12 protein-coding genes and 1 pseudogene are annotated in these 16,242 nt (G+C 54.1%); 11 read left to right on the forward strand and 2 right to left on the reverse strand.

All coding sequences use genetic code 11. The features are described from left to right. Window positions 1-165: 165 nt before the first annotated feature. Both mrcB and hrpB read right to left on the reverse strand, forming a co-directional pair. On the reverse strand, window positions 166-2,709 hold the full coding sequence (mrcB, locus tag ACOXYR_RS17415) for a bifunctional glycosyl transferase/transpeptidase (protein WP_421356394.1): 2,544 nt from the start codon (window positions 2,707-2,709) through the stop codon (window positions 166-168). Window positions 2,710-3,278: 569 nt separating this feature from the next. Beyond that, window positions 3,279-5,708, reverse strand: coding sequence for an ATP-dependent helicase HrpB (hrpB, locus tag ACOXYR_RS17420; protein WP_421355811.1), 2,430 nt, complete (start codon window positions 5,706-5,708; stop codon window positions 3,279-3,281). 73 nt (window positions 5,709-5,781) lie between these two features. Here hrpB and thpR point away from each other — a divergent pair, with 73 nt between their 5' ends. The 11 genes and pseudogenes from thpR to ACOXYR_RS17475 all read left to right on the forward strand — a co-directional run bounded on the left by thpR (window position 5,782) and on the right by ACOXYR_RS17475 (window position 16,238). Further along, complete coding sequence (thpR, locus tag ACOXYR_RS17425; RefSeq protein WP_108476986.1) at window positions 5,782-6,312, forward strand: RNA 2',3'-cyclic phosphodiesterase; 531 nt, start codon at window positions 5,782-5,784, stop codon at window positions 6,310-6,312. A gap of 13 nt (window positions 6,313-6,325) precedes the next feature. Then, window positions 6,326-7,039 (forward strand): DNA/RNA nuclease SfsA, encoded by a 714-nt coding sequence (sfsA, locus tag ACOXYR_RS17430; RefSeq protein WP_108476987.1) that lies wholly within the window; start codon window positions 6,326-6,328, stop codon window positions 7,037-7,039. 165 nt (window positions 7,040-7,204) lie between these two features. Beyond that, the gene (dksA, locus tag ACOXYR_RS17435; RefSeq protein ID WP_002463986.1) at window positions 7,205-7,660 is read left to right on the forward strand and encodes an RNA polymerase-binding protein DksA; all 456 of its coding nucleotides are present in this window, start codon (window positions 7,205-7,207) and stop codon (window positions 7,658-7,660) included. A gap of 74 nt (window positions 7,661-7,734) precedes the next feature. After that, window positions 7,735-8,624: pseudogene (gluQRS, locus tag ACOXYR_RS17440) on the forward strand (tRNA glutamyl-Q(34) synthetase GluQRS). Between the two features lie 62 nt (window positions 8,625-8,686). Continuing rightward, window positions 8,687-10,087 (forward strand): polynucleotide adenylyltransferase PcnB, encoded by a 1,401-nt coding sequence (gene pcnB, locus ACOXYR_RS17445; protein WP_229837691.1) that lies wholly within the window; start codon window positions 8,687-8,689, stop codon window positions 10,085-10,087. Then, complete coding sequence (gene folK, locus ACOXYR_RS17450) at window positions 10,084-10,566, forward strand: 2-amino-4-hydroxy-6-hydroxymethyldihydropteridine diphosphokinase (protein WP_113859194.1); 483 nt, start codon at window positions 10,084-10,086, stop codon at window positions 10,564-10,566. The genes pcnB and folK overlap by 4 nt, the downstream gene beginning before the upstream one ends. Before the next feature lie 480 nt (window positions 10,567-11,046). Further along, a complete protein-coding gene (locus ACOXYR_RS17455; RefSeq protein WP_350435573.1) occupies window positions 11,047-11,616 on the forward strand; it encodes a fimbrial protein in 570 nt (189 codons plus the stop codon). A gap of 59 nt (window positions 11,617-11,675) precedes the next feature. Then, window positions 11,676-12,407, forward strand: coding sequence for a fimbrial chaperone (locus tag ACOXYR_RS17460; RefSeq protein ID WP_113859195.1), 732 nt, complete (start codon window positions 11,676-11,678; stop codon window positions 12,405-12,407). Between the two features lie 32 nt (window positions 12,408-12,439). Then, window positions 12,440-15,046 carry an outer membrane usher protein gene (locus ACOXYR_RS17465; RefSeq protein ID WP_421355810.1) on the forward strand — a complete coding sequence of 869 codons (2,607 nt, stop codon included), beginning with the start codon at window positions 12,440-12,442 and terminating at the stop codon, window positions 15,044-15,046. Window positions 15,047-15,062: 16 nt separating this feature from the next. Continuing rightward, a complete protein-coding gene (locus ACOXYR_RS17470; protein WP_108476994.1) occupies window positions 15,063-15,635 on the forward strand; it encodes a fimbrial protein in 573 nt (190 codons plus the stop codon). A 12-nt stretch (window positions 15,636-15,647) separates the two neighbouring features. Beyond that, a complete protein-coding gene (locus tag ACOXYR_RS17475; protein ID WP_421355809.1) occupies window positions 15,648-16,238 on the forward strand; it encodes a fimbrial protein in 591 nt (196 codons plus the stop codon). Window positions 16,239-16,242 lie beyond the last annotated feature (4 nt).

Consider the following 16,242-nt stretch of genomic DNA (forward strand, 5'->3'; position numbering starts at 1 on the left):
CGGCGGCGATATAGCAAGCAATATAGGGGTGGTTGTGGATTAAAGGTTCAAGAAATAACCAGATGAAAACAGAGGGTTAATAGATTGATTTTAGTGATTACGAGATTCTGACAATCGCCCATAAAAAAGCCCGCTTTACTCAGCGGGCTTTGCGCGTTAACGGTATTAATTACCGCCAAACATATCCTTGATCCAACCAGCGACACCGTCGCCGTCTTTCTCTTCTTTCTTCGGTTGCTCTTGTGGTTGCTGCTGTTGCTGCGGCTGAGAGGACTGGTCGAACGGATTGCCCGACTGCTGCTCCTGTTGCTGCTGCATCATCTCACCCTGCTGGCAGAGTGCATCCGGGTCAGTCGTCCACACCGGCAACATACGCGAGCCGCCAGAGCACACGAAGTTTCCGTTGTAATCGACGCCCATATCCACAATATCTTCCGGCGGCGTCAGCACCAGCGGAATCGGCGACTGGTTCGCCAGATAGCGCTGGTAAATCGACATCGCACCGCTTGCACCGTACAGTTTCGTCGGTTGGTTGTTATCACGGCCGACCCAGGTGATCACCACTTCGCGGCCATCAATGCCGGCAAACCAGGTATCGACGTTGTTGTTGGTGGTACCCGTTTTACCCGCCAGATGCAGGCCCGGATATTTCGCTCCCAGCTGACGACCGGTACCACGCTGAACAACCTGCTGCATGGTCCATAACGTCATGTATGCCGCCTGCGCCGGAACGGCACGCTCGGCCTGCGGATAGCTTTGATACAGCACCGTACCATCTTCCGCGATCACCGAACGTAATGCAGAGAGCGTCGCGCGGTTACCGCCGCTGGAGATAGTCTGGAACGCCTGTGCCACTTCAATCGGCGTCAGGTTCAGTGCGCCCAGGATCATCGCCGGAACCGGATGCAGCTGATCTTTCGGCACGCCCAGTTTCTGCCAGGTATCGGTAATTGCCGGCAAGCCCAGCGCCATACCAAGGTTAACCGTCGGCACGTTCATCGAACGCGTCAGTGCATCCACCAGCATCACCTGACCGCTAAAGCGACGGTCATCGTTCTGCGGCGACCACACCTGACCATTTGGCTGACGCAGAGAAATCGGCGCATCGGCAATCCAGGTGTTCAGACGATACTGATTCGGCTGGCTTAACGCGGTCAGATAGGTCGCCGGTTTTGCCAGCGAGCCGATAGAACGACGTGCCTGCATTGCGCGGTTATACCCGGCAAACTGTGGCTCTGCGCCCCCAACCATCGCGCGAACTTCGCCACTGAAGCGATCGACAACCACCATCGCCGTTTCAAGATCGCTCAGCTTACGCTGTTTCTTCAGTACCGGAATACCTTCCGTCGCCGCTTTTTCTGCCGCATCCTGCGCCACCGAGTCGAAGGTGGTGAAGATCTTCACACCGGAGAGATCTTTCACTTTATCGCCCAGTTTTGCCTGCAGCTCCTGGCGCACCATCTGCATGAACGCAGGCTGCGGTGAAATCACCCCGCCGCGCGGCTGCACACCCAGAGGACGGGCGCTGAGCATGTCGTACAATTCCTGGTCGATAAAGTTCTGCTGTTGCAGTAAACGCAACACCAGGTTACGACGCTCCAGCGCCAACTTCGGGTTACGCCACGGGTTGTAGATAGAGGCGCCTTTCACCATCCCGACCAACAACGCCTGCTGATCGAGACTCAGCTCTTCCACCGGGCGACCAAAGTAGTACAGGCTCGCCAGCGGGAAACCGCGAATTTCGTTATCGCCGCTCTGGCCGAGGTACACTTCGTTCATATACAGCTCAAGGATGCGATCCTTGCTGTAACGAGCATCCATCAGCACAGCCATGTACGCTTCATTGGCTTTACGCCAGTAGGAGCGTTCGCTGGAGAGGAACAGGTTTTTCACCAACTGCTGCGTCAGCGTACTCGCCCCCTGCACCGTACGGCCCGCCGTCAGGTTTGCCAGCACCGCACGACCGATCGAGTAGAGGCTTACACCATCATGCTCGTAAAAGTGACGGTCTTCGGTCGCCAGCAGGGTATCCACCAGCAGATCCGGGAAACCGCTGCGCGGCACAAAGAGACGCTGTTCGCCGTTTGGCGAAGAGAGCATGGTGATCAGACGCGGATCGAGACGGAAGAAGCCGAACTGACGGTTGTTCTCCATGTTCTCTATGGTTTCGAGGTGATCGCCATCAAAGGTCAGACGCGCGCGCACCTGCCCTTCTTTACTGTCCGGGAAATCAAACGGACGGCGGATCATCTCAATACTGTTGGCCTGCACGGTAAATTCGCCTGGACGCGTCATCGCGGTCACCTGGCGGTACTGTGTTGCCGTCAGCAGTTGCACCATCTCTTTCTTACTGATGGGCATATCGGGCTCAAGGTTAACCATGCGGCCATACACCGCCGCCGGCAGTTGCCAGACTTTGCCATCAATACGGCTGCGAATTTTCTGGTCAAGATAGACACCGTAAATCGCCAACAGAACAGCAAAAACGATAGCCAGCTTCACCAGCAGCCAGAACCAGCCATGTTTTCTACGAGGCTTGCCGCCCTTGCCCTTTCCTTTACGTGGTGGCATTGGCTCATCATCCTCATAGTCATCCTCATAATCGTCGTCGTAATCCTCATCTCTGAGGCGACGACGGCTCACCTTTTGTTTCGCCGGACGCGCAGGCTTGCCTTTACGTCCAATCGGCTCGCGGTCATTCCCCGCCATGCTTTCTCTCCGCAACATTCAGGCGCAAAGGCCTGATTCTCAGTTCTTCTGTTTTGGAACAGAAGAAGATATCTCTCAAATTTCGCTCGTTCTATCCCCTCTCCCACAGGGAGAGGGGGAAAACATGCACTGAATTTACCAATGTGCATAATCTGTCCCCTCTCCCTTGAGGGAGAGGGTTAGGGTGAGGGGGGAAACATGCGCGCTGATGCCCTCACCCCGGCCCTCTCCCACAGGGAGAGGGGGAAAACATGCACTGAATTTACCAACGTGCACAATCTGTCCCCTCTCCCTTGAGGGAGAGGGTTAGGGTGAGGGGGGAAACATGCGCGCTGATGCCCTCACCCGGGCCCTCTCCCACAGGGAGAGGGGGAAAACATGCACTGAATTTACCAACGTGCACAATCTGTCCCCTCTCCCTTGAGGGAGAGGGTTAGGGTGAGGGGGAAACGTGCGCGCTGATGCCCTCACCCCGGCCCTCTCCCACAGGGAGAGGGGGAAAACATGCACTGAATTTACCAATGTGCACAATCTGTCCCCTCTCCCTTGAGGAAGAGGGGGAAAACCTTTCACGAATACTTTTTCGTCCGCCGCGTCGGCGCGGTGTTCGCCGGGTCGTCCGGCCAGACGTGTTTCGGATAGCGCCCTTTCATCTCTTTTTGCACCTCCCGGTACGCCCCCTGCCAGAACGCACTTAAATCGCGCGTAATCTGCAAAGGACGCTGCGCCGGGGAGAGCAACTCCAGCACCAGCGGCACCCGCCCCTGAGCGATAGTTGGCGTGCTCGCCTCACCAAACACCTCCTGCATTCGCACCGCCAGCGCAGGCGGGTTTTCATCATCGTAGCGAATTGCAATTCGGCTGCCGGTGGGCACAGTGTAATGAGTTGGTAGCTCACTATCCAGACGTTGTCGTAATGACCACGGAAGCCAGGCCTGTAATGCCTCCCTGACATTGACATTTTTCAGCGCTCGTAGAGATTTCACGCCACTCATATGCGGCAGCAGCCAGGCTTCGAGCTCCGCCAGCAACGACGCCTCATCGACTGAAGGCCAGGCTTCTTCCGGCAACCAGCGCGCGGCGCATTGCAGACGCAAGCGTAGCTGCTCAGCGTCTTCTGTCCAGTTCAGAACGTTTAAGCCTTTATCGCGAATACCGTTGAGCATCGCCTGATGCAGCTCGTCTTCCGACGGTTTCGCCAGCGGCTGAACTTTTATCGTCAGTTGCCCAACGCGGCTACGGCGCAAGGCTTTCAGCGTACCCTGCGCGTCGTCCCATTCGATGGTATCGGACTGTTCAATTAACTGCGGGCACTGCGCCGCCAGTACGTCTATATCCAGCGCGTAAGCCTGTAAAATACGCGCATCGGGCGATGCATTGCCCTGTAACAGCAGCGGCACAATCAGCCACTCATGGCGGCTTAGCGCATCATCGCTATCGAGCATTGCACCCATGCCGTTCGCCAGTTGATAGCGCCCATCCAGCCCGCGTCGGCGGGCGATACGGTCAGGAAAACCTTGCGCCAGCAACGCGGGAATGGCGTCGCTATCCGGTTTTCCGCCCTGCCGGTTCAAACGCCTGAGCAACTGCTGGCTACGCTGTTGCCAGTTCGATTGATTGCGCGAAAACGCGTGTCCCAGATCGCTACCCGCACCGCGCGGCGGCTCTTCCAGAATCGCCGCCAGTCGGGCCGCCGTGGCAGCCTCATCATCACTTTTCGCGGCAATCAGCATTGCCGCCAGACGCGGGTCATTACCCAGCGCCGCCATTTTCTGCCCCTGTGCCGTCAGACGTTCGCCGTCCAGCGCCTGAAGCTGCGTCAGTAAGCGCCTTGCCGCAGCTAGATTGACCGCCGGTGGCGCATCCAGCCAGTTTAACTGCAGCGGGTCATAGCAGCCCCACTGCAACAGCTCCAGTTGAAGCGAAGAGAGATCGCTTTGCAGAATCTCCGCATCGCTTTGCGCCGCCGCGCGTTCCGCCTGCTCTTTTCCCAGCAGATGTAAACAGATACCGGGCTCCAGTCGCCCTGCGCGGCCTGCGCGCTGGGTCATCGATGCCTGGCTGACACGTTGAGTCACCAGCCGGGTCAACCCGGAGCGCACATCAAATCGCGCAACCCGCTCCTGCGCGCAATCGACCACCAGACGGATACCTTCGATAGTCAGACTGGTTTCAGCGATATTGGTGGCGAGCACGACTTTACGCTTGCCGACAGGCGCAGGAAGAATAGCCTGACGCTGCTCGCCAAGCGACAACGCGCCATAAAGCGGGCAAAGCAGAACGTCGGACGCTATACGCGAGGCCAGATGCTCCTGAACACGCTGGATTTCACCCACACCGGGTAAAAACAGCAGCAGCGAGCCAGGCTCTGCGCGGAGTAGTTCCGCCGTGGCGATAGCCACAGCTTCATCAAAACGTTGGTGGGCGGGCAGCGCCTGATAGCGACGTTCCACCGGGAACGCACGCCCTTCGGAGATGATGACCGGCGCATCAGGCAGCAAGCGCTGCAACTTATCGTTGTCCAGCGTGGCAGACATAATCAGCAGCTTCAGGTCGTCACGCAGCCCCTGCTGAACGTCGAGCAGCAATGCCAGCGCGAGGTCCGCCTGTAAACTACGCTCATGGAACTCATCGAGGATCACCAGCCCCACGCCCGACAGTTCAGGATCGTGCTGGATCATGCGCGTCAGAATGCCTTCAGTCACCACTTCAAGACGCGTAGCCGGCCCGACGCAGGTTTCCGCGCGCATCCGGTAACCAACGGTTTCACCGGGCTTTTCACCGAGCAGTTCCGCCAGCCGCTGCGCGACATTACGCGCCGCCAGCCTGCGCGGCTCAAGCAGGATAACCCGCCCGCTAATATTGCCTTCGCGTAAAATTTGCAGCGGTAGCCACGTCGATTTTCCCGCCCCCGTCGGCGCGTTAAGCAGTACGGCAGGCGCGTTCGCCAGGGCAGAAAGAAGATCGGGAAGAACAGCGGCGACCGGCAACTGCGACACGTTTGGCTCCAAAGGGTTAACATTGAAAGGCGGACATTGTAGCATCGCCACAATTCATTACCGAGTACCCACTATGTCTGAGTCGAAAAGAGTCTTTTTCGCCATTGAGATCCCGACCAAAATCCAGCGCCAGATTGTGCGCTGGCGAGCGGAAAACTTTCCGGATGATGCCGGAAGGCCGGTGGCGGCGGCGAATATGCACATCACTCTGGCGTTCCTGGGGGAAGTGAGCGCTGAAAAGCAGGCCGCGCTGGCAAAACTCGCGGGGCGCATCCGCCAGCCGGGCTTTACCCTGCACCTGGACGATGCCGGCCAATGGTTGCGTTCACGCGTAGTATGGCTGGGAACCCGTCAACCGCCGCGCGGGATGTTACAGCTGGCTAATATGCTGCGTGCTCAGGCGGCACGCAGCGGCTGTTATCAGAGCCCGCAGCCGTTTCACCCGCATTTAACGCTGCTACGCAATACGGCGCATGCGGTGCCAATTCCGGCGCCAGGATTTCACTGGGAAATCCCGGTGAGCGAGTTTGTGCTCTATGAGTCGAACTTCATTAACGGTCGAACGCGTTATACCCCGCTCCAGCGCTGGACACTTTCAGAATAATCAAGGACGCCTTATGGATTTTACGCCCGCTCTCCAGCATGCCACGCTGATTCAACGCTATAAACGGTTCCTCGCCGATGTGGTCACGCCGGAAGGTGAAACCCTCACCCTTCATTGCCCAAATACCGGTGCGATGACCGGTTGTGCTACGCCTGGCGATACCGTGTGGTATTCCACATCAGAAAATACTAAACGCAAATATCCGCACACTTGGGAAATTACGCAAACCCAAAACGGTGCATTCATTTGTGTGAACACCCAACGCGCTAATCAGCTTGCCAAAGAGGCGATACTCTCTGAAACGATCCCAGCCCTTACAGGCTATAGTTCGCTGAAAAGTGAAGTGAAATATGGTGCAGAGGGCAGCAGAATTGACCTTATGTTACAGGCAGATGATCGCCCGCGATGCTATATTGAAGTGAAATCGGTCACGCTGGCGGAAAAGGAGTACGGTTACTTCCCGGATGCAGTGACCTTGCGCGGGCAGAAGCATTTACGCGAGCTGATGGGCGTTGTCGCAGCGGGCGATCGGGCGGTGTTATTGTTCACTGTTTTACACTCAGCCATTGAATATTTCGCACCTGCACACCATATTGATGCTCAATACGCACAATTATTAGCGGAAGCACATAAACGGGGGGTGGAGATTCTGGCTTATAAAGCGGAACTTTCTGCCAATAACATCACTCTGAGATCACCGTTGCCCGTCACGTTACCACGGGTGTGATCTGGATATTTAGTGTTCGGGCTGCGTCGCAAATACGCTTTTCCTCACAGCATTGTCAAGTGTTACGTTTAGATAATTGCCATACGGAATCGCATCTGCTATTTATAGCGGCCTGATTTTTCCCCCGAACACGGGGATCGATAGTGCGTGTTAAGGAGAAGCAACATGCAAGAAGGGCAAAACCGTAAAACATCGTCCCTGAGTATTCTCGCCATCGCTGGGGTGGAGCCGTACCAGGAGAAGCCGGGCGAAGAGTATATGAACGAAGCCCAGCTGGCACACTTCCGTCGTATTCTGGAAGCATGGCGTAATCAACTTCGGGATGAAGTCGATCGCACCGTTACACACATGCAGGATGAAGCGGCCAACTTCCCGGATCCGGTAGACCGTGCAGCCCAGGAAGAAGAGTTCAGCCTCGAACTGCGTAACCGCGATCGCGAGCGTAAGCTGATTAAAAAGATCGAGAAAACGCTGAAGAAAGTAGAAGACGAAGATTTTGGCTTCTGCGAATCGTGCGGTGTCGAAATTGGCATCCGTCGTCTGGAAGCGCGTCCAACTGCCGATCTGTGCATTGATTGCAAGACGCTGGCGGAAATCCGCGAAAAACAGATGGCTGGCTAATCAAGCGCCAATGATCATTACTATTCTCAAGGCGGGAGCGATTCCCGCCTTGCCGTTTCTATAATCAGTCAATCATGTCATCACAACCTTACATCGGGCGATTTGCCCCCTCCCCCTCTGGTGAGCTGCATTTTGGTTCGCTGGTCGCCGCACTCGGCAGCTATCTCCAGGCTCGCGCTCTGCAGGGTCGCTGGCTGGTTCGCATTGAAGATATCGACCCTCCTCGTGAAGTTCCCGGTGCCGCAACCACAATTTTGCGCCAGCTGGAACATTATGGACTGGAGTGGGATGGTGACGTGCTGTGGCAATCGCAACGTCATGACGCTTATCGCGAGGCGCTGGCCTGGCTGCATCAGCAAGGGCTCAGCTATTACTGCACCTGCACCCGCGCGCGCATTCAGAGTATTGGCGGCATGTATGATGGACACTGCCGGGATTTATCCCCTGGTGCGGCAAACGCCGCGCTGCGTATTCGTCAGAATGAGCCCGTGTTGGCATTCCACGATAATCTGCGCGGTATCATTCACGCCGATCCGCGTCTGGCAAAGGAAGATTTCATTATTCATCGCCGTGATGGTCTGTTTGCCTATAATCTCGCTGTCGTGGTCGACGACCACTTCCAGGGCGTAACGGAAATTGTCCGCGGCGCAGACTTAATCGAACCGACGGTGCGCCAGATTTCTCTCTATCGTCATTTTGCCTGGCCCGAGCCCGGCTATATTCATCTTCCGCTGGCGCTCAACGCAGAAGGCGCTAAACTTTCCAAGCAAAATCATGCGCCTGCCTTGCCACAAGGCGATCCTCGCCCCGTATTAACCCAGGCGCTACGCTTTTTAGGGCAGGACGTTGTGATACCGTGGCAGGATCTTACGCTTGCCGAATTACTGAAAAATGCTGTAGATAACTGGACGCTTGACACCGTGCCGGAAGGGCGATTGTAAATCCGCCATTCTCAAATGCATGATGCTGAGCTATGATTAGCCGCTATTTTTTTAGTCCATAAGACTGACACTACCGAGGTGTACCATTTTTACCCGAGTCGCTAATTTTTGCCGCAAGGTGCTAAGCCGTGAGGAAAGCGAGGCAGCCAATGCCGTCGCCCGTCCTCAAATGACGGTCATTCCGCGCGAGCAGCACGCTATTTCCCGCAAAGATATCAGCGAAAACGCCCTGAAGGTTCTCTATCGTCTGAATAAGGCAGGTTATGAAGCCTACCTGGTTGGCGGCGGCGTTCGCGACCTGCTGCTGGGCAAAAAACCAAAAGATTTCGATGTCACCACCAGCGCGACGCCGGAACAAGTGCGCAAACTGTTCCGCAACTGCCGTCTGGTCGGTCGTCGCTTCCGTCTGGCCCACGTCATGTTTGGCCCGGAAATTATAGAAGTTGCCACCTTCCGCGGGCACCACGAAGAGGCGCAATCTGACCGAACCACCTCTCAGCGCGGGCAAAACGGCATGCTGCTGCGCGATAATATCTTCGGCTCTATCGAAGAAGATGCCCAGCGCCGTGACTTCACCATTAACAGCCTGTATTACAGCGTGGCCGATTTCACCGTGCGTGATTACGTCGGCGGCATGCAGGACCTCGAAGAAGGCGTAATTCGTCTGATTGGCGACCCGGAAACGCGTTATCGCGAAGATCCGGTGCGAATGCTGCGCGCCGTGCGTTTCGCCGCCAAATTGAGCATGCGCATCAGCGAAGAGACCGCAGAACCTATTCCTCGTCTGGCGACACTGATCAACGACGTCCCGCCAGCGCGCCTGTTTGAAGAGTCGCTGAAACTGCTGCAGGCAGGCTACGGTTACGATACCTATAAGCTGCTGCGCGAATACAACCTGTTCCAGCCGCTTTTCCCGACCATCACTCGCTACTTCACCGAAGAAGGCGACAGCGCGATGGAACGGATTATCAGCCAGGTCTTTAAAAACACCGATAACCGCATTCGTAACGATATGCGCGTGAACCCGGCATTCCTGTTCGCGGCAATGTTCTGGTATCCACTGCTGGAGATGGCGCAGAAAATTACCCAGGAAAGCGGCCTGACGTATCATGATGCTTTCGCACTGGCGATGAACGACGTGCTGGATGAAGCCTGCCGATCGCTTGCCATTCCAAAACGCATTACCTCGCTGATTCGCGATATCTGGCAACTACAACTGCGCATGTCTCGCCGTCAGGGCAAACGCGCGTGGAAGTTAATGGAGCATCCAAAATTCCGTGCTGCCTACGATCTGCTGGCGCTGCGCGCCGAAGCGGAACGCAACACCGAGCTGCAACGTCTTACCCAATGGTGGGGCGAGTTTCAGGTGGCCGCGCCGCCGGCACAGAAAGATATGCTCACCAATCTGGGTGACGAGCCGGATACCCGCCGTCGCCACCGTCGCCCGCGTAAACGCGCGCCGCGTCGCGAGAGCAACAACGCATGACCCTTGCGTATATCGCAATCGGCAGCAATCTGGCCTCTCCGCTGGAGCAGGTCAATGCGGCAATTCAGGCGCTGGGTGAAATCCCACAAAGCCGGATTGTCGCGCTCTCCTCTTTTTACCGTACCCCGCCGCTGGGGCCGCAGGATCAGCCAGACTACCTCAACGCCGCTGTGGCGCTGGAAACCACGCTTACTCCTGAAGAGCTTCTCGACCATACTCAACGTATTGAACTGCAGCAGGGCCGCGTCCGTAAAGCGGAACGCTGGGGGCCACGCACACTCGATCTCGATATCATGCTGTTTGGCGATGCAGTGATTCACACCGAGCGTCTGACAGTTCCGCACTACGATATGAAAAATCGTGGATTTATGCTGTGGCCGCTGTTTGAGATTGCGCCGGAACTGGCGTTTCCGGACGGTGAAACATTACGAGACAGATTGACCGCTTTGCAAACCTGTTGCCCGGCGCAATGGTCATGAAGATGTGAAAGGCAGAAAGCGCTCATTAAAGATATTCATTTCCTCAATTCGTTATTCTTGCATGAGAATCATTTTAAACCAGCCCTTACCCTTGAATTATACTTATTTCTGCTTTTAATTTTATTAAAAGAGATGCACAACCATCTTTTGCATAAATAATATAAGAAAGCTTAACAACAAATGAAAACCAATAGAAAAATTATATACCTCATTTGGTTAATAGCTTAAATAGCCTACCCAGGCTGCTTTTCACCTCCACTTCCCCCCATCACCTACCCGGCGCGACCAGCGCCCCCCTTTCTGAAACATCTTAAAACTTCCAAAAAAAATCTAAAAAAGAAAATAAAGCATACACAACTTGAATATATAAATAAGGAACCCTCCTATAATTCACCTCATTTATTTTTAATCAAAAAATATCTTTTTTATAATTAATTCAGGTGACGTTTTTCACCTTCATTTATTTATAAGGACATTATCATGTTAAAGAAAAGTGCTATTGCTGCGGCATTAGTCTTGTTTACCAGTTCCGCTTTTGCGCTGGATGGCGGTCAGTTGGACTTTGCCGGTTTGGTCAGTGACAACACCTGCGACCTGCACGTTGATGGCGGCGCGCAGGATGGTCAGATTACCCTGCAAACGGCAACCACCGCGGAAGTGACCAACGCGGGCGTCGTAAGCGCCAGCGCTGTGGGTGCAAAACCTGAAGCTTTCTCAATCACCGTCGACTGCTCAAAAGCAACCGTTACAGGTAGTGCGAACTTAAGTATGGGCTCCGTTTTCTTCAGCAATAGCCAGGGAACGCTGAATAACGATCACACCGTTAACCAGGCGGCAACCGGTGTTGCAGTAGCGGTTCATTATTTAAAAGACGCCTCTACCGTTGAACAGGTAAAAATTAACGACTCTACGGATGTAAAAGTTAAAGCCTTTGATAACAAAAAAGCGACTTACAACTTCAAAGCATCTTACGTAAAAGAAGATAGCGCGACCGCTGTGACGGCCGGTTTTGTTAAAACCAACGCAGCTTACACCGTTACCTATCAGTAAAACGTTTTTGGCGTGCACTGGTGCTCTACTGCACGCCACAATTATAAAAGGACATCATTATGACAAGGATGCGTCAATTTACCCTGGCTCTGCTTATGACAGGGGCGAGTTTATCCGCACACGCCGACATTGTGCTCTCAGGCACCCGCATTATTTATAATGCCGCGCAAAAAGACGTGACGTTACGCATGGAAAATAAAGGCTCACGTCCGTTATTAGTCCAAACGTGGATCGATACAGGCAGCGAAAATGCCGATCCCAGTACCATCGCCGTGCCTTTCACCGTCACGCCACCGGTTTCCCGGGTGGATGCCAAACGTGGCCAGACGGTAAAAATCGCCTGGAATAACTCACAAACATTACCCACCGATCGGGAGAGTGTGTTCTGGTTTAATGCGCTGGAAGTGCCGCCAAAAGTGAGCGATGCCGAAGCGAAAGATAAAAACATTCTTCAACTCGCTTTTCGCACGCGAATCAAACTGTTTTATCGCCCGGAGGGCCTAAGTGGAAACGCACCTGAGGCGGTAAAACAGCTCACCTGGCGTTTGCACTCCGCGGCTGGAAAAGTGCTGCTATCAGCAACCAACCCCACACCATTTTATGTTTCGTTTAGCGGCGTCAATGTGTCAGTTAACGGCAAAAAATACCTGGTTGAATCCAGCATGGTCGCCCCCAAAAGCAGTGCTGAAATGGCCGTTAAAGGGCTTACAACCCCACCGTCGAATGCCGTTGTCGAGTACTCCGCCATCAATGATTTTGGCGGCGCGATTGATGGTAAAACCAAACTTTGATCTTTAGAGAAAACCAAGCAGGGATTGCGGAAATGAAACGGTCATCCAACGACAGAAAGCTTCGTCTGTCACCCCTCGCCTGTCTGATTGCCTCTGGGCTGATGTCGTGCGCGCAGAATGCCCTGGCAGCGGAAGAAACTGTTGAGTTTGACAACACTTTTTTGATGGGTGCCGGTGCGAGAAACATCAATGTTGCACGTTACAGTGAAGGTAACCCCGCGCTGCCTGGCCGCTATGATGTCAGCGTCTACATTAACGAACAGGCCACCAGCAGCCTGAAACTGGACTTTATCGAAACCGAAAAAGGCAAAAGCGCCCAGGCCTGTATAACGCCAAATACTTTACTGCAACTCCACATCCGGGTGCCTGATAATCTGGCGGACAACGCAATCTTTCAGAAACGTGAACAGGCGGCACAGAGTTGCCTCAACCTGGCCGTGGCAATTCCTCAGTCCAGCGTGGCCTACAACAGTAACGATCAGCGGCTCGATATCGCCGTTCCGCAAATCTGGCTGCAAAAAACCTATGCCAACTATGTCGATCCTTCCCTTTGGGATGAAGGCATCAATGCGGCGATGCTCTCTTATACGGTGAACGGCTGGCGAAGCGAAACAACCGGGCAAACCACAGAAAGCAGCTACGCGGGCCTGATGGGCGGGATCAACCTGTGGGGCTGGCACTTCCGCTCCCACGGCAACTATTCCTGGGACAAAGACAAAGGCGGCAGCTTCGAGTTTCAAGATAAATACCTGCAGCGCGATATTCCTAAACTGCGCTCGCAGTTAGTGATGGGTGAAACCAACACTACCGGTGAAACCTTTGACTCTGTCGGCATTCGCGGCGTGCGTTTATACAGCGAAAGCCGAATGTTGCCGCCGACACTCGCGTCTTATGCACCGGTTATCCGCGGCGTGGCGAACTCCAACGCCAAAGTCACCATCACTCAGAACGGTTATAAGATTTACGAAACCACCGTTCCGCCGGGGCCATTTGCCATTGATGACCTGACGCCTGCCGGCTACGGCGCCGATCTTGAAGTCACTATCACCGAATCAGATGGGTCGAAAAAAACCTTTTCTCAGGCCTACTCATCTGTCATGCAAATGATGCGCCCTGGCGTGGGGAAATGGGACTTTAGCGCCGGTGAGGTCAACAAAGATGATCTCAGAGATAAGCCTAATCTTATCCAGGGAACTTACTACTACGGCCTGACGAACACCTTTACCGGATATACCGGTTTGCAGGCGACGGATAACGGTTATTGGGCTGGGTTGCTGGGTGTGGGTATGAACACCTCTATCGGGGCATTCTCTTTCGATGTGACCCAGTCGCATACCGAAATTCCGGAGGACAAAACCTATAAAGGCCAGAGCTACCGTATTTCGTGGAACAAATATTTCGCGCCAACGGAAACCTCGCTCAATATCGCGGCGTATCGCTACTCGACCGAAAACTATCTGGGTCTTAATGATGCCCTCACGCTTATCGACTCGGCCAACCATCCTTATGACAGCGATTATCAGGGGCCCGGTAGCTATGGCCGAATGAAAAACCAGTTTAGCGTCAGCCTTAACCAGTCACTCAAAAATGGCGATCGCGATTATGGATCGTTTTATCTGAACGGTACCTGGACGGACTATTGGGTAACCGGTGAATCCCAAAGCAGCTTTGCACTGGGCTATAGCAACGCCTTTAGCTGGGCAAGCTACAGCATCAGCCTGCAGCGCACCTACGATGAAGATAACAATAAAGACGATTCGGTCTATCTGAGTTTATCTATACCGCTCGATAAGCTACTGGGTCGGAGTAGCCAGCAAGGCGGGTTCAGAACGCTGAACACCAGCGTTAACACCGATCTCAAGGGCAGTTCGCAGTATAACGCCAGCGCAATTGGTTACAGCCAGGACAACCGCTGGAACTACAGTGTGAACACAGCCTATAGCACCATGAAGGATAGCGACGATCTCAAAACCATTAGCAGCTTTGTCAGTTACGAATCGCCATGGGGCACATTATCAGGTTCAGCCTCCGCCAGCAGCGACCACTCACGCCAGTACGGCGTAAGCACTGACGGCGGCTTTGTTCTTCATCAGCATGGGCTGACCTTTACCAATGACAGCTTTACCGACTCCGACACGCTGGCGCTGGTCAATGCGGAAGGCGCACAGGGCGCAAGCATTAACTATGGCAACAGTACGGTCGATCGCTTTGGCTATGGAGTTACAAGCTCTCTCTCGCCTTACCGTGAGAACACCGTCGCACTCAACGTTGAGGAACTGGATAACGATGTGGAGCTGAAAAGCACCAGTACCGTCGCTATCCCGCGGCAGGGCTCGGTTGTTTTCAGTCACTTTGATACCGATAGCGGTCGTTCAGCCATCCTTAATCTGATACGCAGCGATAACAAGCCCGTGCCGTTTGCTGCCGATGTTACGGACAGTAAAGGGCTCTCGCTCGGTTCCGTAGGCCAGGGAAGTCAGGCCTTCATCCGGGGTATTGAACAACAAGGGGAGTTGGTTGTGACATGGCAGGAAAATAACCGTCAGCGACAGTGTCGTATTCACTACCAGGTGCCGTCTTCTCCGACCATGGCAGGTAAAACCGTCGTGTTGAACGCCGTGCCTTGCATATTGAACTAACACGACTGGAGAGCACATGAAAGTAAATTTACGACTGCCTCTGTTGTTGATAACGCTACAGGCACCTTTATGTTTATCGGCGACGGAGTTAACGGTGAACTTCACCGCCACAGTCAAAGAGACAACCTGTGCAATGGGGGTTAGCGCGTTAAGCGGATCGGCGGTCAGCGGCGACGCTGCCAGCGGTAATTACTATCTCGATTTCCCGACAATGGGTGTTGCAGATATCACCCAGAAAAGCGCACTTACCGAGGCCAGTTTTAAGGTGACGCCCACCAACTGCAATAACGATATTTCGAGCATTAAGATGACCATCAACGGCAACCGTAGCGGGGAATCAAATACCTTATTAATTAATGATAATGCTTCTTCGGCTGATGCGAGCGGTATTGGCGTCGGCTTTAAACGCCGGGGCGAAGATGATAATTCGCGCTTCACGCTTGATGGAAGCACCTATGTTGACTGGACAACCGATGAAATCGCTCAAGGGATGGAACTCACCGGGATTATCCGTCAGCTAAATGCGGCTAACGATATCAGTCCCGGGGCTTTTCAGGCCAAAGCCACGTTCGTTTTTAATTATAACTAACGGAAATAGTTCATGTTTTATCAACGAATTACGCTATTTTTTTTGTTTGTCGCCACCAATATAAGTTGCAGCCTTGCTGGCCCAAACTCATTGACGTTGACCGCCAGGACAACCGTCACGGCAAGTACCTGTACTGCAGAATTACATAATGCACAAGATCAACTCACCACGACTATCGATCTGGGTGATGTGTATCTCAATAAACTGGCCAATAAAAGCAAAACTAAAAGCTTCAGTCTGGTGTTCTCTCAGTGTGAGGGGCTGGTTAAGCATCAGGCCAGCGTGACGCTGTCGCCGCAAACCGGCTGTGATGGTTCCGCCAGCACCGGAGGCGGCTATCGCAACGCATTGTCAGGTAGTGATGCGGCGACCGGCGCGTCTGCCGAAGTATGGACGACGAATCAGCCTGAGGGGGCGGGTGCTCTTCAACTCCATTGCAAGACACCGCCAACCACTATCGTCGATGTGTCACAAGCCTCTGGTGCGAATGTTACCCGCTGGCCGTTAAGCGCCAGGATGGTGATTGCCGCAAACAGCACGCTCGCGGACGTCAACGCAGGCAAATTCTCCACCCACGCGGTTTTCACCGTGACTTATGAGTAATTGA

The sequence above is a fragment of the Pseudocitrobacter faecalis genome (assembly GCF_965231525.1).
GTDB classification, from domain to species: Bacteria; Pseudomonadota; Gammaproteobacteria; order Enterobacterales; family Enterobacteriaceae; genus Pseudocitrobacter; species Pseudocitrobacter faecalis.